The sequence below is a fragment of the Paraburkholderia sp. GAS348 genome (genome assembly GCF_050434205.1).
Lineage (GTDB): Bacteria > Pseudomonadota > Gammaproteobacteria > Burkholderiales > Burkholderiaceae > Paraburkholderia.
Window position 1 is genome coordinate 1 of sequence record NZ_JBNPVT010000040.1, and the last position, 19,861, is coordinate 19,861.

The window sequence follows — 19,861 nt, forward strand, 5'->3', positions numbered from 1 at the left end:
CCGGGGCAGCCAGTATTGCGGCGGCCTGTTCCAGGACACGCTGAAGGCCTACGGCATGCGCTCGTCGATGAGCCGACGCGGCGATTGCTGGGACACTCAGTCTAAGATCGCTTCTGAATGTCGGACCGATCTGACCCGTGCTGGGATTGGCCAAGCTGCCTTTGCGTTGACCTGTCGATCGGATTCCGGCGTTCCCCGAGCGTTGCCGGGCTCACCGTCTGTGACCTGATAGGAGCTTTGTTCTGCACCGTGAGTGTCCTGTCCTGCGAGTGGGGTTGGCGATGCGCCCACTACAACGGATATACGCATGGAACAAAACGAAGTGATTCTGGGTGTTGACACGCATCTGGATACGCATGTCGGGGCTGTGATCAGCGATACGGGCAGGCTTCTCGGAACGCTATCGGTATCGACCGACGCGGCAGGCTATTTCGAGTTGCTGACGTGGGCAAATTCGTTCGGCCAACTACAGCGCGCCGGAGTTGAAGGGACTGGCACGTACGGAGCGGGATTGGCACGCGTGCTTCGCGATCGTGAGATTGAGGTGTTTGAAGTCAATCGTCCCGATCGCGCGATGCGCCGATCTAAAGGGAAGTCCGATCCCACCGACGCCGAAAACGCCGCACGTGCCGTCCTCTCCGGAAGAGCTACTGCTATTCCAAAGGAACAGTCCGGCGCGGCAGAGGCGATGCGTGCCGTCTCCGTTGCCAGACGCAGCGCAGTCAAGGCCAAGACACAAGCTATTAACCAGTTACGAGCTTTGCTCGTGAGCGCTCCCCAGGAAATCCGCGAGCGTCTTCTGAAAACGAAGACCGCGGAATGTGTCGAGGGTTGCGCGCGTCTTCGCTCGCTGGGCAAAACTCCAATGTTGCAGACTCTCACGACCACGCTGCGGTTGCTGGCGAAGCGTTGGCTGACGCTGGCAGAGGAGCTCAAAGCACTCGACACCATGCTCGACAACCTGACCAACCAGCATGCCAGGCGGATTCGTGAACGATTCGGCGTCGGCCCCCAGACTGCTGCGGTATTGGTTGCTGTTGCAGGCGACAATCCCGAGCGCCTGAAAAACGAAGCTGCGCTCGCGGCACTTTGCGGCACAAGTCCGTTGCAGGCATCGTCCGGTAGGACGGTCCGGCATCGTTTGAACAGGGGCGGTGACCGCGCTGCGAACAACGCCCTGTGGACCATCGCTATGGTTCGGATGCGCAGCGACCCGCGTACCCGGGCCTATGTCGATCGTCGGACCAAGGAAGGCCTGTCAAATAAGGAAATCCACCGCTGCCTGAAGCGGTACATCGTCAGGGAACTGTACCCACTTATTCTGGCCGACCTGGCGGATTCGACGTGCCTCGCTTGACATAGGAGCGTCAACGCGCCGACGGAAAGCCTGTGGGGTTCGCTGAAGGTAGCTCGTATGCATGGACGACACTTCACCACGCGGCGTGCTGCAATGGATGAGGTGATTGACTGGCTGAGCTTTTACAATGCACGCCGGTTGCACTCGACACTCGACTACGTCAGTCCCATGACATTCGAGAAAAACTGGTTCGCGGCTCAGCAGGGACGAGCCGCATAATTCCCTCGGTTATGGGATTCGCGGAACGGGGGCAAGGTCATGACCTGTTGCGGGGCGGAAGTCGCACAACCGGTGCGAGCGGAGGGTGCTTCAAAAAAGCGTCCTCCGCCCGATTATGAATCTGTCGCCAAGGTCGAAGCGTTCCTCGTTTGCTCGGTTGCGATGATGCGGAATACCGAAATCCGCATGACGCTCACGGGTTCAGGGTCGCTTCGGCTCGACGCTCTGGCAGGCATCTACTCACCTGCATCTGTACGTTATTGCTATCGCAATGATAGTAGTACCTGTTGCGCTTGGGTCCGATATTAGGTGACCACAAGGAGACAAGGAAATGACAAAGAATGAAGCGGGTAGCGAGCGCGGCCGCCGAGGAGCGCGTCTGGCACACGCTCAAAAAGATTGAGTAGAAGTTGAGGTTGCAGCGATCTAACGATTGTTCTTGAAGGCACCCCGATCATAAAAGCTGTCTGGCATAACGAGGCTTCTATGATCGCGAGATGGGTTCATATTGAATAGGCTTTCAGAAGACGATCGACAACTACAGGCAGGTTCCTGGCCAAGCGCACCCTCTCGGCTTCAGAGCGGATAGGAACGACAGCACCCTCCCACACGAGATAGAGCGCGTCGGCGAGAGCGGTGGGCTCTTTTACAGCGGAAATCTTTGTCAATTCGAGGAGCAAATCGTAGAGGTTGCGCCGTCGCTCTTCGAGCGTCGAACACACGTCATCGGAGGCATCTCCGAAATGAGGGGCAAGCATGTGCAATCGGCATTCGGTAGGCGTTTCGCGGAGCAGACGATCGGCAATAATGGTGAATAGCACACGTATTCGGCATCCGGTGGCATCGAGACAATTCTTAACCGTCTGAGTCCATAACGCCGCTTCCTGTTTGCATAGCCACTCGGCGCATGCTCTTGCCAGTCCTTCTCTCGACCCGAACGCGCGATAAATCGTCATCTTATGCACGCCCGCTTGCTCGGCCAGCCGCTCAAGTCCTGGTAATTCATAAGATTTGTTGGCCAGCAATGCCGTCGCGACTTCGAGTATGATCCGACGTGCTTCCTCAGTCGTACGCCTTGTACTCCGTGATGTCACTCCGGCTTTGCGAGGAGAGGCGTCGGCCGATTGGGCACGCCTAGCCGTTACCCCTCCGCGCCGATCGAGGTTGTACTCTTTGCTCAAAGTTACCGACCCGTGGCTAAGGTAATCAGCTTCATGATCTTATAGCGGCCACCAACTCAGCCGTGGTGAGAATCTCATGAGCACATGTAGGACTGTCAATATTCGGTGCAGCGTGTAACGCCTCATGTGACTGTGCCGAAGTCGCATCTCGCATCAATATGCGCGATATCCCAATTCCATGCCACATGCAATGCATTGCGGTGATTTTCGGTTCCCAGCTCAGCATGAAAAGCTACTTCCAGAGTTGAGATCCGACGCTCAGTCGCCGATCCCTTTCCTTGCGTAAAATACATTTTACTCGTAATGTATTTTATGAGCATCTTGCGACACTTGGCAAGCCCGACCTCAGATAGCTGTGTGGTGCGCGCCGCGGCGCACCGAAAATATTCGAGCTACATCGCGAAGAGTGAGTCGCAAACCCGCAATGCCGTGTTTGGAGACCATTTTGTTGTGTTCCCGGCAAACTGGCCATCGTTTCTTGCAATTAAACTGGTCATCGTTTCTTGCAATAGGAGTGGTGCAATCGTGGGGCGTTCCAATCGAGAGCAGGCGCAACAGAATCGACAGCGGATACTCGATGAGACCGACGCGATCGTACGTTGCGGTGGCGCTGCAGCGGCCGGCATCTCTGAGATCATGGCACGCGTGGGGATGACTCAGGGAGCCTTCTACCATCACTTTGCATCGAAGGACGCCTTGATTTCGGAGGCCTGCTCGGCCGGGTTCACGCAATCTGTGAAGAACTGGACGGCTAAGGCGTTCCCGAAGGGCCGCCCACTCTCGGGTGCCCTGAAACGGCTCGTCACGTACTACCTCAGCAAAAAACCCGTTGAGCGGAGTTGCCCAATGGTGGCTCTCGGCCAGGACGCTGCACCACATCATGCGAGCGAGGCCCTAAACGACGCGTATCGGGATGGCGTTGATCAATTGTTTTCCACATTTGTGGACATTGCACGTACCGACCCTTCGTGTTCGCTGTCGCAGGAGCAACTGCGCAACGCATTTGTTGCAATGGTCGGTGCCAACATGCTTGCCAGGGCGACTGGCGATAAGAAGTGGTCTACGCGCCTGGAGCAATCTCTCTTCAACTCCCACGCGGAGAAAGTTGACACAGGGAATTCAGACAGTGCCATCAGTGGAGCGAGCGATCTTTGAGACTGTCATCGCGTCGATAGGGAACCCCACAAGACTGCAAAAAGAAAACGACGCACTTACTTACCGGCGCTCAACGTGGAGATGGCATTGACCACTCTCCGAACCCACCGGATGAGGTTTGATTCGCGACGCGGCTTGCGACAGAAACGGCAGCGTAAGGACTTGGGCTTTCCACTGGTATTGACGCCGTCGTGCGCTTGTCCTTTCGCGGTTTCCGCCCCTGATTTTGCAGCGTTTCGCTTTCGAGCCATTCGCGAAACGTCACGAGTGCCGGGTTCTCCGAGTGGTCGTCCGGAAAGATCAGACAATACGCATTCATGCTGGGGTGGTCGTAGTCGCACATAGGCACGAGTACCCCACGCCGCAACTCGCCCTTGATCAATGGCCTCGGGATGAGTGCAATACCGAGGCCTGCGGTCGATCCGCCAGCCAACATCTAAAACGATTAGAGCCTTGGGCTGACCATGTCGCAGCGCGTCGCAACCGCGTGACGGATGGCCACCGCGTTTGCAGCATGATCCAGGACGAGTCGCAAACTCCACCTTGCAAAAAGTGTGGATACACCTATAATCGTGACGAAGACAAACGTCGCAACATGCGGATAGCTGCTAGTCCTTGACGCCTCATGCGCATCGTCGCAAGAGGCGCTTTTGCGGACGGAGAAGCGATAGAAATTTGCGGTCGAAGCAGTTTGTCCTATGACGCAGCAATACCTCCAAGCCGATCGATTGACAATCGTCCTGACGTGTGAATTGATCGTGAGCATGTCAGCAGTGCGAGAGGAAGTGAATATGGCGAAGGCGCTAAAAGAGGCAGTCCCGGCGAAGGAACGCACGAGCAAGGTGGTCGGTCAGCGGCGCCCTCTGCCAAATAACGACAAGGATCTCCTCACGCAATGTGCGTTGTTCGACGTGCATCGCCTGTCGCGTCTCCTAACAGGAATGTACAATAGCTATTTGCGTGACACCGGTTTGACAATGGCGCAATTCACGCTATTGCGAAATATCGACGTCTTGGCTCCTGCTGGCATGAAGCAGATAGCACACGCAATGTTGATGGATAGAACGAGCGTTACACGCCTGATCGATCCTTTGATCAAGCAGGGATTCCTCACTGATTCCGTCGGTGAGGACCGTCGATTTCGAAATATTATTGTGACCGCCAAAGGCCAGTCCGCGATCGCCAAGAGCGAAGGTGCGTGGACACTGGCTCAGCAGGAGCTGTTCAAGTGCATCGGTTCCGAGCAGTGGCGCAGCCTGCGTACTGCCCTTCGCGACACCATCCACGTGGTTCGCGATAATCATGAGGATATTTTGCAGTAGTCTGCAGAATCACTCTGAAAAACACATGACCCGGGCTGACCGTCGGGCTCGATTTTCCGGACACGCCGCAATCGCCCCCCCCCCCCAGCCTATCTGATGCCGCACCTCATGAAGGCATCGAAGTCTGTGCCATGATCTTCTTGGGACGTCGCGAGCGGACATGATAATCAAAAGCAACAGGTCGCTCCCGTAACTACGCCGGAGTACCAGCGCGTACCGATTGCGTCTGCCGCATCGCGCCGAAGACAGCAAATTAACAAGAATGGTCGCGTGCAAAATGAGGACGAGCGCGCGCATCCCCGATACTTCGCCTTCAAAAGAATTTATCAAGATCGTCCTGTGCCAATGTCACGGTGAAGCCCATAGCTCTGCCCAGCCGAATGATATGCTCCTTCGTGATCGTCGTTTAGATCTCGCAGGGCACCTGACCGCCCCCTTCTTGTTGACCCCATTCCATCAGTTGCGTAATTCCTCGGTCGGCGTATCTTCATGCGCCGCTGTGCAGGATTGCGACTCCCGGTGAGCGCGAACATCGAGTCGCGTTTCATCTGAGTCATCGGGTGAGTTCTTCTTCGCGAACTTGCACGCGCAAGATATCGCTCTATAATAAGTGTGTACGCACATATATTTCAAGTTCGGCGAGCACCAGGGAATACCGGCACATACGACGACTTTCGAGGTGTGCTTCATTGGAGAAGACAAATCATGTTGGAAAAACGCGCGCTGTGTTCAGGATGCGATATCTATTGTCAGGTGCGAGCTGAAGTTCCGGAGTCCGGAAAGGTTGGAGATGTTTCTGTCAAAGCGATTGATCCTCGCCCCTTGCGCGCAAATATCTGCATGAAGGGAGTGCACGCGCCGCAAGGATTCGCTCACCCAAAGCGGATACTTCATCCCTTGAAGCGGGTTGGCGCACGAGGCGAGGGAAAGTGGCAAGAGGTTTCCTGGGATGCCGCTCTGGACGACATTGCCGAGCGCCTCTCAAAAGTAGTTGCCCGTTATGGTCCCGAAGCGTTGGCTGTGTCAACCTCCCAATGGAACACCCAGACCGATAACGGCGCAGGGCGCCGGTTCATGAATTTTCTCGGTTCGCCCAACTGGATCAGCGGTGTTGCGATTTGCGCTGGGAACACAGCTGCGGTCAACCGTTTGGTCTATGGCTGGTATCCCTATCCTGACTATCCCAACACGCAGTGCATTGTTCTCTTCGGTCACAACCCGAAACAGCATTCATGGACACCGGTTTACAACGCAGTCCGGCGTGCCCAGCAGCGCGGTGCAAAGCTGATCGTTCTGGATCCACGCAAAAGCGAGAATGCCGAGCAGGCAGATCTCTGGCTGCCACTGAAACCAGGATCCGATGCTGCAATGTGTCTTGGCTGGCTGAAGGTTATCCTCGACGAGGAACTGTATGACAAGGAGTTCGTCGCGAAGTGGACCGTTGGGTTCGACGCCCTCCGAGAGCGGGTTAATGAGTTTCCGCTTGAGCGTGTTGTTGCACTGACGGGTGTGCCCGTCGCTCTAATTCAACAGGCAGCCCGCATGTATGCCACCAGTGGGCCCGCAGTCATTCCGTGGACTCCGATCACCGATCAGCAACGCAATTCGACCTCAGCAATCCGACTGATGTGCATTCTTCGTGCGATCTGTGGCAACCTCGACGTACCGGGCGGGGAACTCCTGCATGGCTTCCATCCTGATATCGTTCACGAATCGGAACTGGAGCGTCACGACGTACTCTCCGACGCACAGAAGTCCAAGCAATTGGGTTCTACCACTCATCCATTGTTCACCTATCGCGGAATGGCCGCCCTTCGGGAACCCGCCAAACGCGTGTGGGGCTATGAGTGGCCAAATCTGATTAATGGATGCTACATGGCGAACCCATCCGCCACGTTTCGCGCGATGGCCGATGGAGATCCCTACCCCGTCAAGGCATTCTTCACGCTGGGCAATAACACACTGATGAGCTTTGCGAATATGCAACTGATCCAGCGGGCGATCCTTAATCAGGATCTGGTCGTGGCGGTCGAGCATTTCCGCACGCCCACTGCTCAGCTAGCAGACTATATTCTTCCGGGGGACGCCTGGCTCGAACGCAATTGTCTCGCCGACGGCTTCGGGTGGACCGCCATCTACCGGCCGTCGCAAAAGGTCGTCGATGCCCCGGGTGAATGCCATTCAGTCTATGACTTCTGGCGAGACCTTGCGGTACGAATGGGCCTAGGTGAGCACTTTCCGTGGGAATCGAATGAAGCAATGCTCGACCATCGACTGAACCGACTTGGTATGGACTTCGCCACATTCGCCGAAAAACACCCATACCATGCTCCGCCCTTCGTGCATCAGAAGTATCGTGAAACCGGTTTTGCCACCCCGTCTGGCCGAGTGGAGCTTTTCTCTTCAGTGCTTGATGATTTGGGCTTTGATCCACTTCCCTACTGGCGCGATGCGCCTCCCGCCAATCCGGCGTTTCCGCTGACTATGTTCATGGGCGTCAGAGACGATGAATTCTTCCAGACAGGCCATCGTCACATCGCGGCACTCCGTGCGCGAAAGCCGGATCCGACCATGTTCATCCACGCTGCGGACGCTGCCAATTCGGGACTCGCAGAAGGTGATTGGGCGTCTATTATCACGCCTCAAGGGAGCGTCAAGCTCAAGACGTCGATCCGCGCCGATATGCCTCAGGGCGTTGTCCGTGTGCCGCATGGCTGGTGGCTACCGGAACGCGAGGAAGGGGACGGTACACTCTCGGGCGCATGGGAGTTCGCCGATGCGCAGATATGCCCTGATGACGAGGATCACCTCGATCGCGAACAGGGTATTCCTCACATGAAGGGTATTGCCTGTCGTGTTCAGCCGTTCGAAGCCTGAATGCGTGACGCTTACAGCGCCCCTGCAGGCTGACGACGGCTGCGACACCGGCCAGTTCACTCACCCGCCTCGAATGGACAAGTTGCTGTTCTCCTACGAAAGAGCCCGTGGCAGAACAATGGGAATATCTCCCAGTTTGCGTAACTAGCGCGGAACGGTCGAGCACTGCCCGATGGCAGTGCTCGAAGCAGCGTGAGAGATGGCATCGGCTGCTGCAGGACACGCGATAAAAAAGGAGCCCGAGGGCTCCTGAAATAGCTGAAGCGGCGTTCTTTTGGTCAGCGAGAAGGCCGGGTAATCAGTGACTTGAAGGCGCTGTAGCACCGAGCCCGGTCTGAGCACGGATGTACTGTTCCTCGAAGGCTTCGGCTTCGCCGGCGGCGCGCGCGCTCTTGTCGGTCACTGACATCAGCCATGTGACGAAAAACGCCGCGGTCATTGAAATGATTGCCGGATGGTCGTATGGAAATACCGCCTTGGCATTGCCTAACACTTTTACCCAAACCGCCGGCGACAGGATCACCAGACCGACCGCCGAGACCAGACCGACGATTCCGCCCCACAGCGCGCCGCGGGTGGTTAGCCCTTTCCAGTACATCGACAGGATCAGCACCGGGAAATTGACCGAGGCGGCCACGCCGAAGGTAAGCGCAACGAGGAACGCAACATTCTGGTCTTTAAAGAGGATGCCGAGGATGATGGCTAGTACGCCGATTACGACCGATGTAGCTTTGGTCACCCTCAGCTCCTGGGCGCTGGTCACGTCTCCCTTCTTGATCACCCGGGCATAGAGGTCGTGTGAAACGGCCGAGGCACCTGCAAGGGCCAGGCCGGATACGACCGCGAGGATCGTCGCGAAAGCGACCGCGGACAGGAAGCCGAGGAAAACGTTGCCGCCGACCGCCTTGGCAAGGTGCATGACTGCCATGTTGCCGCCGCCAATCAGCTTTCCGCCAACGTGGCCACCCTCAAAAAAGTTCGGATTGGTTCCGACAACGCTGATCGCAGCGATGCCAAGAATGATCACAATGAGAAAGAAGAAACCGATGAAACCAGTCGCGTAAAACACCGACTTGCGTGCTTCCCGGGCATTCGGGACGGTAAAGAAGCGCATCATAATGTGCGGCAGTCCCGCCGTGCCGAATAGAAGACCCAATGACAGCGACACAGCGGAAACCGGATCGGCCATTAGTGAACCAGGACTCATGATCCCGACGCCAGCCTTATGAGCGGCAACCGCCTCGCGGAACAACGCGTCGAATGAAAAACCAAACCTGGCGAACGACAAGAGCATCAGCACGATGCCGCCGCCAAGCAGCAGACACGCCTTGATAATTTGCACCCAGGTCGTCGCGACCATTCCACCGAAAGTCACATAGACCATCATCAAGACACCGACGCAGATGACCGCCACGTTGTAGTCCAGCCCAAATAGCAGCTGGATCAGCTGGCCGGCGCCGACCATCTGGACAATCAGATAGAAGCAGACAACGGTCAATGAGCCACATGCGGCGAACGTCCGAATGCGACCCTGATCGAGGCGATATGAGGCGATGTCAGCAAAGGTAAACTTACCGAGGTTGCGCAGTCGTTCGGCTATCAGAAAAAGGATGATCGGCCAACCGATGAAGAAGCTCACCGTGTAGATGAAGCCGTCGAAGCCCGACGCATAGACCAGCGACGTCAACCCTAGCAGCGTCGCGGCCGACATGTAATCGCCGGCGATCGCCAGACCGTTCTGGAGACCGGTAATTCCGCCGCCGGCGGTGTAGAAGTCGGCGGTTGACCGGGTGCGCCCGGCTGCCCATTTGGTGATGCCAAAAGTCGCCAGCACGAAAACAATGAACATCGCGATGGCGCTAACGTTGACCGGCTGCTTCCGGACGCCTTCCATGGCAACCGGTGTAGCCATAGCCAGTGAGGCGAAACCGAGTCCGATTATGAGAGCGGTTAGGCAACGTTTCATTTGGATGCCTCCTCGAGTATTTCCTTATTCAGCGCATCGAACTCGCCATTGGCACGCAGGATGTAAACGCCAGTAGTCATCCAGGCGCCGACGATCATGATCGTCGCAAGCGGCCAGCCAACCGTCATCACTGCGCCGGCGGCAAGTGGTCGGCTCAGCAGTTCGGGGCTGAAGGCAGTGATCATCATAAATGCGTAGTACGGCACCAGCACGATGACCGACAGCATGATCGCGAGTCGCGTGCGCTTGCGAACCATCATGGCGAATTTCGGGTTTCGCCGGATTTTTTCGTGAGTTTCGATTTGAGACATGGACACTCCTGATGCTCCAAGGTTGTGGGAATTTCTATCCTGCCATCGATCCGTCTTGCTTAATCTCACCCGGTGATTCGAGCAACCCCTACGGCGGTAGCGTCATATCGAAAGCCAACCGCACGGCGGCCTTTTTTTCGCAGATTCAAAAAATGCTGCCGCGTATTTTTTGGGGTATTGAGACGCGCTGCCACCTGCGTTTGTCCACATCTAATCTTGAGCGGACGTGTCCCTGGCAATTTCCCTTAATTTGAATTTCTGCACCTTTCCGGTTGCGGTCCGCTCAAGCGGACCAAAGATAAATCGCGTGGGTACCTTGTAGCGCGCGAGCCTCGCCGCGCAATAGGTAATTAGTTCGTCCTCGCCGAGGGTGTGCCCTTCGCGAACGTTGACAAACGCCCATGGAACCTCGCCCCATTTGGGATGCGGTGCTGCCACTACCGCTGTCTCGAATATCGCAGGATGCGAAATCAGAACCTCCTCTATCTCGAGCGAAGACATCTTCTCCCCGCCAGAATTGATCATGTCCTTTGATCGGTCGCAGATGGCAATATAGCCATCGGGGAAACGGACGGCCAGATCGCCGGTATGGAGCCAGCCACCGGCGAATGCCTCCTCAGTGGCGGTCGAGTTCTTGAGATAACCACGCATGACCGTGTTGCCCCGAACCACTACTTCGCCGACGGTCTTGCCGTCGCGCGGCACCGGCGCGAATGTCTGTCCAACCACCTCGAGTTCCTCGCAAGCCGGGTACTGCACGCCTGCACGAGACTTGAGCTTGTATCGCTCGTCATCCGGACGCTCGTTCCATTCGGCCTTCCAGGCGCTAATAGCGGTGGAGGAATAGGTCTCCGTCAATCCGTAAACCTGAGTGACCTCTGCATTAAGACGTTCGATATCCGCAATGACTCGCGGCGCAGGCGCGGCCCCGGCAGTCAGGATCCGCGCCGGTCGAACAAACGCCAAGCCTTCCCTCCCACACTCGGCAAGCATGGAAAGCACTACGGGCGCCGCGCACAGGTTGGTCACCTGGTGTTCATTCGCAAGACGAACAATCTCGCGCGGATCTGCCTTGCGTAGGCATACATGTCGGCCCGCGAGCAAGGTAATCGTCCACGGGAAGCACCAGCCATTGCAGTGAAACATCGGCAGTACCCAGAGGTACGTTGCATGCGATGGCATGGACCATGCGACCGTGTTTGCCATCGCATTGAGATAGGCGCCTCGGTGATGCGTGACGACACCTTTGGGATTGCCTGTCGTCCCAGATGTATAGGAAAGCGCAATCGGCTCCCATTCGTCTCGTGGTCCACGCAAATGTGCCGCCTGCGCCCCCATAACGAGTGCGCTTTCATAGGGCACCGCAGAGGGCAGGTCACTGGCCTGGAATGTTGCGTACGGGTCATTGACCTCAATCAGGGTCGGGGGGGAGGTCATCCCAGCCACGGCTTCGCCGACGGTTCCAGCGTACTCGCTGTCGAAAACAAGAATCTTTGACTCTGCGTGTTCAAGCTGAAACCGTATCGCGGCAGCATCGAGGCGCGTACTGATGGGGTGCAAGACCCTGCCGCCAGTGTTGGCGGCGAAGTGCATCTCGACCATTTCCGGGATGTTCGGCAGTATGGCTGAAACGACATCGCCCTCGCCCAGACCTGCCGTATCCAGAAATCCAGCAAACGCCATGCAGCGCTCCCGCATCTCATGATAGGTCAAACGATAGTCGCCATACACGACAGCCACATACTCGGGATAAACCTCGGCTGACCGTCGAAGGAACGATAACGGCGACAGTGGCGTATGGTTTGCTTTGGTCTTGTTGAGCCCTTCGTCGAACATAGATGGCATTGCTTGTCTCCTACATTGAGTGCGTTGCAACCTTGTGCTACTTCACTTGGGAAAACTCACGTCTTTGGCGGGATGTCACCGCGTGCTAGCGGATACCCGTAAAAATCACCTTGAGTAAGCGACTCCCAAAGTCAGTACGATGCGATTCAGCGCTTGAAATAGTTTGTATTGGCGATATGATAGGTGTATTCACACCTACAAACAAAGGAAATCACTACCGTGAAAACCCGTACCGCTCTGATCGTTGGTGCCGGCGACAGTCTCGGCTCCGCACTTGCGCGCCGCTTTGCGCGTGAAGGTCTGACCGTTTGCGTTGCGCGCCGTAACGCAGAGCAACTCGAGCCGTTAGTGGAGTCAATCCGCGCGGAAGGGGGTAACGCTCACGCATTTGGATGCGACGCCCGCAAGGAAGACCAGATCGTTTCCCTCTTCGCCGCAATTGAAAACGACCTGGGTCCTTTGGCGATTGTTGTCTTCAACATCGGTGCGAATATCCAGTTCGGTTTGCGCGAGACAACGGCCCAGAAGTACTACAAGGTCTGGGAAATGGCGTGTTTCTCAGGATTTCTAACCGGGAGGGAGGCAGCAAAATATATGGCACCGCGGGGAGAAGGAACTATCTTCCTCACAGGGGCAACGGCAAGTATCCGCGGGGGCGAGGGCTTTTCGGCTTTCGCTGGCGCCAAGCATGGTTTGCGCGCGCTCGCCCAGAGCATGGCGCGCGAATTTGGCAAGCAGGGGCTGCATATCGTTCACCCGGTAATCGACGGGCCAATCGACACCCCCTTCGTTCGGGAGCGTTTCCCCGATCTGGTGGCATCACGCCCAGCCGACGGGTTGCTTGCGCCCAATGACATCGCCGACACCTACTGGTACATGCACACGCAAAAACGCAGTGCATGGACCTTTGAGTTTGATATTCGCCCGTGGCTTGAACCCGTCACCAACATCTGAGATGTCCAAGGAGACAACTGTGTCTATGCAGGTAGATTTCTATTTCGACTATGGTAGTCCGACGAGTTACCTCGCCTACGAGCAAATGCCCGGACTGGCAGAACGCACGGGAGCAGTTGTACGTTTCCGGCCCATCCTGCTCGGGGGCATTCTGCAGGCAACATCCAACGTGTCACCCATGGACATCCCACTGAAGCGTAAGTGGATGATTGCCGACATGGAGTTTTTTGCGAGGCGATATGGGGTGCCATTCACCGTCAACCCGAACTTCCCGATCAATACGCTCAATCTGATGCGCGGTGCAATATATGCTCAGCGCGAAGGATTTCTGCTCGAATATTCAGACGCAGTGTTCACGGCAATGTGGGCAGACGGGCGCAATCTCGGCGATATTGCAGAGATCAAGACAGTCCTCACGGCCGCACATCTGCCCGTCGACGCGATTCTGGCGGCAACGCAAGACCCGGAAATCAAGGATGCGCTGAAACGGGAAACGCAGGCCGCTGTCCAGCGTGGGCTTTTCGGCGCGCCGGTGCTTTTCGTCGGTAACACAATGTTCTTCGGCCAGGATCGCGTCCAGTACGCCGAAGAGGAAATCCGCCGACAGGAACAAGTTGCCGTCTGACCTGTGATGAGGGCCGTCGGGATTGTTGATCAACCCGGCAACGCTAGATTACTGCACGAAGAACCATTTGGCCCCATCGCTCACGTCGTGCTGCTTTCACGACATCGAAGAAGGCGTGCGCAGGCGCCAACAGTCTGCCATTCGGCTGGTTTCCTATGTGTTCACCAGTTCGTTGCGCACGGCGACACATGTTTCGAATGCGATTGAGGCGGGCATGGTGAACATAAATTACTTTGGTATCTCTTTCAGAAAAGCAGCGATGTATCGGTCATTGCCGCTTTGTCGCTGCCAGACTCCGACATCGTATCGCACCTGCTTGGCTCGACGTTCAGTATCCTCTGTGCGTCGCCGATGTATCTGAAGACACACGGCGTGCCGCGCGTGCCCGCCGATCTTGACCGTCACGAGTGCTTGATTCTGAAGTCGCCGGCGTCTCGCGTGCACGACTGGACAATCGACGGTCCGGAGGGCAGCGTCGAAATGCAGGTCAATGGGCCAGTTCAGGTGAATATTCCAGAGGCGCTTGCCGTGGCCATCCGCGAAGGCATGGGCATCGGAATGCTGCCGGTCTACGCAGCGATCGAAGGATTGCGCAGCGGCACCCTGGTACGTGTATTGGCGCGTCATACATTGCAGAAAACCAACGTGTATGCGCTATATCCGTCCCGAAAGTATGTTGATGCAAAGACGAAGACGTGGGTGGAGTGCCTCCGTACCTATCTTCCTCAGCTGATTGCACGTGACCTCGCACTGCTTGGAAAAATTACCCAGGAGCAACTCGCGAAAGAGACGTCGTCCGATGCGTCTGAGATGGAAAATCGGTACGTGTGTCCTTAACATTAACGCACACTGTCGTCGGCCCGGATGGACAGTCGCGATCCGCGCTGGATTTGCCGACATATCCGATTGCGCCTGGTCAAGCGGACGTAACAACCAGGAATAATTTGGTCAACGTGGGTATTGGTAGACCCCCTGCCCTGATTTGCGGCCGTGCCGACCCGCCGCCACCATCTCGCGAAGCAACGTGGAGGCCCGATACTTCGAGTCTCCGAAGTCCTTCAGGAACACGTCCAGTATCGAAAGACATACGTCGAGGCCGATCAGGTCGGCGAGCGCCAGTGGCCCGATTGGATGGTTCGCGCCGAGCTTCATGCCCGCATCGATTTCCTCGGCGCTCGCGACACCTTCCGCCAGCACGAAGAATGCCTCGTTGATCATTGGCACGAGAATGCGGTTCACCACGAAGCCCGGTGAGTTCTTTACGGCGATCGGCATTTTTTCCAGACGCAGTGCAAGCTCGCGCACGTCCTCTGCGACCTGCGCACTGGTCTGCAAGCCCAAAATGACTTCGACAAGTGGCATCATCGGCACTGGATTAAAGAAATGCATGCCGATAAAACGCGACGAATCCGCGAGTGTCGTCGCCAATTCGGTAATCGAAATTGAAGATGTATTGGACGCGATGATCGTCTCAGGCCGTACCGCGACCTCGATCTGCTTGAGAATTCGCGTCTTGAGCTCAACATTCTCGGTGGCCGCTTCGATCACAATGTCGGCGCCTGCGAGAAGCTCATAGTCGGTCGACGTCACGATGCGCATGAGTGCGGCGTCCCGCGCACCCGCGTCGAGCTTCCCTTTCACGACGAGGCGTTCGAGACTGCGCTTGAGTGTTGCCAAGCCCTTCTCGAGCGCATCATCCGTCACATCGATTATCACTGCCTTCAGACCGGCTACCGCCACCGCCTGAGCGATGCCGTTTCCCATAGTGCCTGCACCCACGATCCCGACTGATTCGATTGTCATTGTGTTTGCCTCAACTGCGTGCTAATTAAGGTTGCTAACGAGTTCCGGCACGACCGTGAACAGATCACCGACCAGACCGTAATCGGCGACGCTGAAAATCGGCGCCTCCGGGTCCTTGTTGACTGCGACGATCACTTTGCTGTCTTTCATCCCGGCCAGATGCTGGATTGCGCCCGAGATGCCGACTGCCACATACAGTTGCGGCGCGACGATCTTGCCGGTTTGGCCGACCTGATAGTCGTTCGGTACGAAGCCCGCATCCACGGCTGCACGCGATGCGCCCAGCGCGGCGTTCAGCTTGTCGGCCAGCGGCTCCAACACCTTGGTGTAGTTTTCGCCGTTGCCCAGACCGCGGCCACCCGAGACGATGATCTTCGCCGACGTCAGTTCCGGGCGATCCAGCTTCGTCACTTCACGGCTGACGAACTGCGAGAGGCCACTGTCGGCTGCCGCCTGGATTTTCTCGATCGTTGCGCTGCCGCCTTCGGCTGCAACAGGATCGAAACCGGTCGAACGGACCGTGATGACCTTGATCGGATCTTGAGACTGCACCTTCGCGATCGCGTTGCCCGCGTAGATCGGGCGGTCGAATGTGTCGGCAGAATCCACTGCGATGATGTCGCTGATCTGCGCGACGTCCAGCTTCGCTGCAACGCGCGGCGCGATGTTCTTGCCGTAAGCGGTAGCTGGAGCCAGGATGTGCGTGTAGTCCTTCGCGATGTTCAGCACCGTCGCTGCGACGTTTTCCGCGAGACCTGCTTCCAGTTGCGGTGCATCGGCCAGCAGCACCTTCGCCACGCCTGCCACCTTCGCTGCCGCTTCAGCCGCAGCCTGCGCGTTGTGACCCGCGATCAACACATGAATATCGCCGCCAATCTTCTGCGCGGCGGCAACGCTGTTCAGCGTCGCGGCTTTCAGCGACCCGTTGCCCCCCAAGGGGGCGTCCTTCGGGGCATCGTGTTCGGCAATTACCAGAATCGTCATTTCGTTCGTCTCCCTCTTAACGCACCGTGGCTTCAATCTTGAGCTTCTCGACCAAGGTATGCACGTCGGCGACCATCACGCCGGCGCTGCGCTTGGGCGGCTCGCTGACCTTAAGCGTCTTCAGACGCGGCGTGACATCCACGCCGAGGTCTTCGGGCTTGAGTGTCTCGAGAGGCTTCTTCTTCGCCTTCATGATGTTCGGTAGCGTCACGTAGCGCGGATCGTTCAGGCGCAGATCAGCTGTAATTACCGCGGGCAGTTTCAGCGACAGCGTTTCCGCGCCACCGTCGATTTCGCGCGACACCTGCACCTTGCCGTCAGCGACTACCACTTTCGACGCAAAAGTAGCTTGCGGCAGACTCGCCAGCGCAGCCAGCATCTGACCTGTCTGATTCGAATCGTCGTCGATGGCCTGCTTGCCGAGGATCACCAGTTGCGGCTGTTCCTTGTCGACCAGCGCCTTCAGCAGCTTAGCGACCGCCAGCGGTTGCAGGTCTTCGTTCGACTCGATCAGGATGGCGCGGTCCGCACCAATCGCCAGCGCCGTGCGCAGCGTTTCCTGACATTGCGTGACGCCCGCCGACACCGCGATCACTTCTGTCGCGACGCCCGCTTCTTTCAGGCGCACCGCCTCTTCGACGGCAATTTCGTCGAACGGATTCATCGACATCTTCACATTGGCGATGTCGACACCCGTGTTGTCCGACTTCACGCGGACCTTCACGCTGTGGTCAACTACGCGTTTGACTGGCACAAGAATCACCATGAATTTTCTCCCAGGCAGAATTTCGCTTAATTTAGGCCACTGCAGGTAACGATTCGTCTCTACCCGACTATCGTCACCGTGCTGCGGGCATGTAATAGTGTTCCGGACACCAATCCTTTCAGGTTTCCGTTAGCGCTGGCTTGACCGCGAAAACGAAGTCACAGTTGACGGTCCATGGAGCCATGCTCGCGGCAGCGTGCATGCCACGCGAGCGCATTTTCGATCAGATGCGGTGTTTGGCCGCCGCGAATACACGCTTGCGCCACATAGTCGTGCAATGCCTATCGGTGTAGCGGAGCGGATATAAACGTGTGCCCGATGCGTTGCTCTGGCGCCGTAAGCAGATAGGCTCGCGATGGGGACGCGGCGTCGGCATTGATCTGGTTTCAGAGGATCTTGTCATTCTGGTACGGTATGCGCCGACGAATGGCACGAGCTTCAGCAAGCACGCCATCAATGTCGTAGCCTGTTGATGCTCCCGTCATTAGCGTAATGCGCATTCCATCTTGCGCCCGCGCAGCCAAAGCACGCGGGACCCGCTTGCAATCACCGGCAGCACCGAAGCGGCTCGCTGCGACGGTCATACCATCAGGGAACAACGATGCTGCTGCCTCCGCGGTCGCAACCTTCTCGCGAAGGCGTGGTATGCGAATGCGCTTCTCTAGCACTTCCATCTCCTTTTTTACGGCGCTCCCTCGTTGCCGACGAGTGCAATCTGATCTGTCGCGTGTGATCAGATCGTGCACTTAAGAGAGTTTAGAGAAAACTTGATCATTTCAAATACGACTTATTACCATACTTGGCAGTCACTTTTTTCATGCCAAGCCACCGCGAACATTTCCTTTGATATCCGTACTTTGCGCTATTTCGTCGAGACCGTGCGCCTTGGCAACTTCACACAGGCCGCGTCCGCGGTGTTTGTTACCCAATCGACTATCAGCAAGATGGTGCGCCAACTCGAGGAAGAAATTGGCCAGCCGCTCCTGATTCGCGATAGAACACAAGTCGCGCTCACCGATGTAGGACGCGTGATCTATGAGCGGGGCTGCAAAGCACAATGTGACAATCAATAACCCTCTCCCCTATCGGCCAGAACCTGTTGCTCGACGGTGGTGCGTATAGCGAACATCAGATGGCTACCGTCGCGAGTGTGCCTGTGGTCACGGACTTCCGCATGACCCGTTCAATGCGATTTTTGGCCCGCGGCCAATCGGCTGGATTTCGACGCGGGATGCCAATGGCGTCGCCAACCTGGCGCCGTATAGCTTCTTCAATCCGTTCAACTACACGCCCCCCATTGTCGGATTTTCGAGCATAGAGCCGAAGGATTCGCTGCTGAACATTCGGGAAACCGGTCTTTTCGGCTGGAACCTCACAGAAGGATGGCTCGGTGTCGACGGTCGCAAATGTGACTTCATCAAATGCCTGTACTGGCGTGACGGCGAGCTATGCCTGTTCGCCAAACTCCTGGAGCGTAGGCGCTTTGCCTGGCCTCGTGCTGACGGCGGTGTTGTTTCGCTGACCAGTGCACAACTCGGTCTTCTGCTCGAAGGATTCGACTGGCGACAGCCTGTCGATGCAGCCCGACCCTGCAGCGCTTTGTAAACGTATGTGACAACGCGCGCACATCTGAAGAACTTCAGGGGAACGTTGCAGGCCGATGCGTTTGCGGGATACAACGCGATCTACGAGGGTGGTGATATGCGCGAGGCTGGATGCATGGCACACGCGCGACGCGAATTCCATGATCTGTTCGTCGCACGCAGAAACGAGGTCAACACTGAAGCGTTGCGCCGGATCGGCGAACTGTACGCAATCGAGGCGGCGATCGCGGCAGTGGTCGGACGATTACCAAAAAAGCGGCCGCTCACCATCCCGACTATGCACGGCCAGCGAAGCCTGAACGACCATTTGTCTAACGTTTAGCTCTATCTCGGCGAACGGTCGTGCCAGCGAACAGCCGATGCATCTGTACCTCGGTTTGTCAAAACGTGCCGGCAACATGTCGAGGCCAGATCGAGGTGTCGGCGTGCATGTCGGTGTGTCAAAGCCAGATACAGATGGGCGCTGTCTTCTGTCATGTCAAGCGGTGGGATGCCGGCGGTTGAGATGCCGGCTAACCCGATGCCGTCGCTTCAATACAACGGCGATTCGTCCCGGATGCGTCCCGCATGGGATGACATACAGCACCGCGCCTTTTCTGGCAGGGATTTCATCAAAATTGTTTCGAAATTATGACGAATTACCTCAATAAAACGTAATGGTGTAATCCAGCCAGGAAATGACATCATGCAGCTTCGTGCCTTCTATACTCGCGCCGCTGTTTTCGGTCTGAATCCCAACCCGCTAGAGTTAAATCATGAAAAAAATCCCCGTCGCCCTCGCCGTATCCGCTGCACTTGCCGCATCGGCCGCCCATGCACAGAGTTCGGTCACCCTGTACGGCCTGATCGATGCCGGTCTGATGTATACCAACAACGTCAAGACCTCCGCCAC

General features: G+C 56.9%; 17 protein-coding genes and 7 pseudogenes. 15 read left to right on the forward strand and 9 right to left on the reverse strand.

The window, feature by feature from the left end; translation table 11 throughout:
- The 3 genes and pseudogenes from P3T22_RS32035 to P3T22_RS32045 all read left to right on the forward strand — a co-directional run.
- On the forward strand, positions 1-229 hold a 229-nt coding region (locus P3T22_RS32035), incomplete at its 5' end, for a hypothetical protein (protein WP_429327136.1).
- A gap of 78 nt (positions 230-307) precedes the next feature.
- Positions 308-1,357 (forward strand): IS110 family transposase, encoded by a 1,050-nt coding sequence (locus tag P3T22_RS32040; protein WP_429327121.1) that lies wholly within the window; start codon positions 308-310, stop codon positions 1,355-1,357.
- 12 nt (positions 1,358-1,369) lie between these two features.
- A pseudogene (locus P3T22_RS32045) lies at positions 1,370-1,576 on the forward strand (IS3 family transposase); the annotation flags it as partial.
- A gap of 503 nt (positions 1,577-2,079) precedes the next feature.
- Here P3T22_RS32045 and P3T22_RS32050 read toward each other — a convergent pair.
- Positions 2,080-2,670 carry a TetR/AcrR family transcriptional regulator gene (locus tag P3T22_RS32050; RefSeq protein ID WP_429327122.1) on the reverse strand — a complete coding sequence of 197 codons (591 nt, stop codon included), beginning with the start codon at positions 2,668-2,670 and terminating at the stop codon, positions 2,080-2,082.
- Positions 2,671-3,087: 417 nt separating this feature from the next.
- On the opposite strand from P3T22_RS32050, the gene P3T22_RS32055 reads away from it, so the two are divergent.
- The gene (locus P3T22_RS32055; protein ID WP_429327123.1) at positions 3,088-3,912 is read left to right on the forward strand and encodes a TetR/AcrR family transcriptional regulator; all 825 of its coding nucleotides are present in this window, start codon (positions 3,088-3,090) and stop codon (positions 3,910-3,912) included.
- A 70-nt stretch (positions 3,913-3,982) separates the two neighbouring features.
- Here the strand turns inward: P3T22_RS32055 and P3T22_RS32060 are convergent, their stop codons facing one another.
- A complete protein-coding gene (locus P3T22_RS32060) occupies positions 3,983-4,348 on the reverse strand; it encodes a LysR substrate-binding domain-containing protein (protein WP_429327124.1) in 366 nt (121 codons plus the stop codon).
- A 262-nt stretch (positions 4,349-4,610) separates the two neighbouring features.
- Between P3T22_RS32060 and P3T22_RS32065 the strand changes: the two genes are divergently transcribed.
- Together P3T22_RS32065 and P3T22_RS32070 are read left to right on the forward strand one after the other, a co-directional pair.
- Positions 4,611-5,234 carry a MarR family winged helix-turn-helix transcriptional regulator gene (locus tag P3T22_RS32065; protein ID WP_236721074.1) on the forward strand — a complete coding sequence of 208 codons (624 nt, stop codon included), beginning with the start codon at positions 4,611-4,613 and terminating at the stop codon, positions 5,232-5,234.
- Positions 5,235-5,939: 705 nt separating this feature from the next.
- Positions 5,940-8,111, forward strand: coding sequence for a molybdopterin-containing oxidoreductase family protein (locus P3T22_RS32070; protein WP_429327125.1), 2,172 nt, complete (start codon positions 5,940-5,942; stop codon positions 8,109-8,111).
- Positions 8,112-8,409: 298 nt separating this feature from the next.
- On the opposite strand, the gene P3T22_RS32075 is transcribed toward P3T22_RS32070, so the two are convergent.
- From P3T22_RS32075 to P3T22_RS32085, 3 genes are all read right to left on the reverse strand, one after another.
- Entirely contained in the window at positions 8,410-10,077 is a 1,668-nt protein-coding gene (locus P3T22_RS32075) for a cation acetate symporter (RefSeq protein ID WP_429327126.1), read from the reverse strand.
- Positions 10,074-10,388, reverse strand: a complete 315-nt coding sequence (locus P3T22_RS32080) for a DUF485 domain-containing protein (RefSeq protein ID WP_429327127.1) — start codon at positions 10,386-10,388, stop codon at positions 10,074-10,076. Before P3T22_RS32080 ends, P3T22_RS32075 begins: the two co-directional genes overlap by 4 nt.
- Before the next feature lie 210 nt (positions 10,389-10,598).
- Positions 10,599-12,233: an AMP-binding protein gene (locus P3T22_RS32085; RefSeq protein WP_429327128.1), complete on the reverse strand. Its 1,635-nt coding sequence runs from the start codon at positions 12,231-12,233 to the stop codon at positions 10,599-10,601.
- 219 nt (positions 12,234-12,452) lie between these two features.
- Between P3T22_RS32085 and P3T22_RS32090 the strand changes: the two genes are divergently transcribed.
- The 4 genes and pseudogenes from P3T22_RS32090 to P3T22_RS32105 form a co-directional block, all read left to right on the forward strand.
- Positions 12,453-13,187, forward strand: a complete 735-nt coding sequence (locus P3T22_RS32090; protein WP_429327129.1) for an SDR family oxidoreductase — start codon at positions 12,453-12,455, stop codon at positions 13,185-13,187.
- A 25-nt stretch (positions 13,188-13,212) separates the two neighbouring features.
- Positions 13,213-13,812, forward strand: coding sequence for a 2-hydroxychromene-2-carboxylate isomerase (locus P3T22_RS32095; RefSeq protein ID WP_429327134.1), 600 nt, complete (start codon positions 13,213-13,215; stop codon positions 13,810-13,812).
- A gap of 115 nt (positions 13,813-13,927) precedes the next feature.
- Positions 13,928-13,987 (forward strand): annotated as a pseudogene (locus P3T22_RS32100) (hypothetical protein); the annotation flags it as partial.
- A 65-nt stretch (positions 13,988-14,052) separates the two neighbouring features.
- A pseudogene (locus P3T22_RS32105) lies at positions 14,053-14,649 on the forward strand (substrate binding domain-containing protein); the annotation flags it as partial.
- 111 nt (positions 14,650-14,760) lie between these two features.
- Here the strand turns inward: P3T22_RS32105 and P3T22_RS32110 are convergent.
- The 4 genes from P3T22_RS32110 to P3T22_RS32125 form a co-directional block, all read right to left on the reverse strand.
- Positions 14,761-15,615 carry a 3-hydroxybutyryl-CoA dehydrogenase gene (locus tag P3T22_RS32110; protein WP_429327130.1) on the reverse strand — a complete coding sequence of 285 codons (855 nt, stop codon included), beginning with the start codon at positions 15,613-15,615 and terminating at the stop codon, positions 14,761-14,763.
- 21 nt (positions 15,616-15,636) lie between these two features.
- Positions 15,637-16,599, reverse strand: coding sequence for an electron transfer flavoprotein subunit alpha/FixB family protein (locus P3T22_RS32115; protein ID WP_429327131.1), 963 nt, complete (start codon positions 16,597-16,599; stop codon positions 15,637-15,639).
- 16 nt (positions 16,600-16,615) lie between these two features.
- The gene (locus P3T22_RS32120) at positions 16,616-17,365 is read right to left on the reverse strand and encodes an electron transfer flavoprotein subunit beta/FixA family protein (RefSeq protein ID WP_429327132.1); all 750 of its coding nucleotides are present in this window, start codon (positions 17,363-17,365) and stop codon (positions 16,616-16,618) included.
- Positions 17,366-17,751: 386 nt separating this feature from the next.
- Positions 17,752-18,033, reverse strand: a complete 282-nt coding sequence (locus tag P3T22_RS32125) for a hypothetical protein (RefSeq protein WP_429327133.1) — start codon at positions 18,031-18,033, stop codon at positions 17,752-17,754.
- A gap of 168 nt (positions 18,034-18,201) precedes the next feature.
- Here P3T22_RS32125 and P3T22_RS32130 point away from each other — a divergent pair.
- From P3T22_RS32130 to P3T22_RS32150, 5 genes and pseudogenes are all read left to right on the forward strand, one after another.
- Positions 18,202-18,420 (forward strand): annotated as a pseudogene (locus tag P3T22_RS32130) (LysR family transcriptional regulator); the annotation flags it as partial.
- Between the two features lie 136 nt (positions 18,421-18,556).
- Positions 18,557-18,739, forward strand: a pseudogene (locus P3T22_RS32135) (flavin reductase family protein); the annotation flags it as partial.
- Between the two features lie 36 nt (positions 18,740-18,775).
- A pseudogene (tnpB, locus tag P3T22_RS32140) lies at positions 18,776-18,970 on the forward strand (IS66 family insertion sequence element accessory protein TnpB); the annotation flags it as partial.
- 21 nt (positions 18,971-18,991) lie between these two features.
- A pseudogene (locus P3T22_RS32145) lies at positions 18,992-19,195 on the forward strand (IS66 family transposase); the annotation flags it as partial.
- 529 nt (positions 19,196-19,724) lie between these two features.
- Positions 19,725-19,861: porin (locus P3T22_RS32150; RefSeq protein ID WP_429327135.1), on the forward strand; the 137-nt coding region annotated here is incomplete at its 3' end.

Bases quoted from the DNA above. Each gene is read 5' to 3' on its own strand.
- P3T22_RS32040 (WP_429327121.1), top strand. From the start codon at position 308: ATGGAACAAAACGAAGTGATTCTGGGTGTTGACACGCATCTGGATACG.
- P3T22_RS32060 (WP_429327124.1), bottom strand. From the start codon at position 4,348: ATGTTGGCTGGCGGATCGACCGCAGGCCTCGGTATTGCACTCATCCCG.
- P3T22_RS32065 (WP_236721074.1), top strand. From the start codon at position 4,611: ATGACGCAGCAATACCTCCAAGCCGATCGATTGACAATCGTCCTGACG.
- P3T22_RS32070 (WP_429327125.1), top strand. From the start codon at position 5,940: ATGTTGGAAAAACGCGCGCTGTGTTCAGGATGCGATATCTATTGTCAG.
- P3T22_RS32075 (WP_429327126.1), bottom strand. From the start codon at position 10,077: ATGAAACGTTGCCTAACCGCTCTCATAATCGGACTCGGTTTCGCCTCA.
- P3T22_RS32080 (WP_429327127.1), bottom strand. From the start codon at position 10,388: ATGTCTCAAATCGAAACTCACGAAAAAATCCGGCGAAACCCGAAATTC.
- P3T22_RS32085 (WP_429327128.1), bottom strand. From the start codon at position 12,233: ATGCCATCTATGTTCGACGAAGGGCTCAACAAGACCAAAGCAAACCAT.
- P3T22_RS32095 (WP_429327134.1), top strand. From the start codon at position 13,213: ATGCAGGTAGATTTCTATTTCGACTATGGTAGTCCGACGAGTTACCTC.
- P3T22_RS32110 (WP_429327130.1), bottom strand. From the start codon at position 15,615: ATGACAATCGAATCAGTCGGGATCGTGGGTGCAGGCACTATGGGAAAC.
- P3T22_RS32115 (WP_429327131.1), bottom strand. From the start codon at position 16,599: ATGACGATTCTGGTAATTGCCGAACACGATGCCCCGAAGGACGCCCCC.
- P3T22_RS32120 (WP_429327132.1), bottom strand. From the start codon at position 17,365: ATGGTGATTCTTGTGCCAGTCAAACGCGTAGTTGACCACAGCGTGAAG.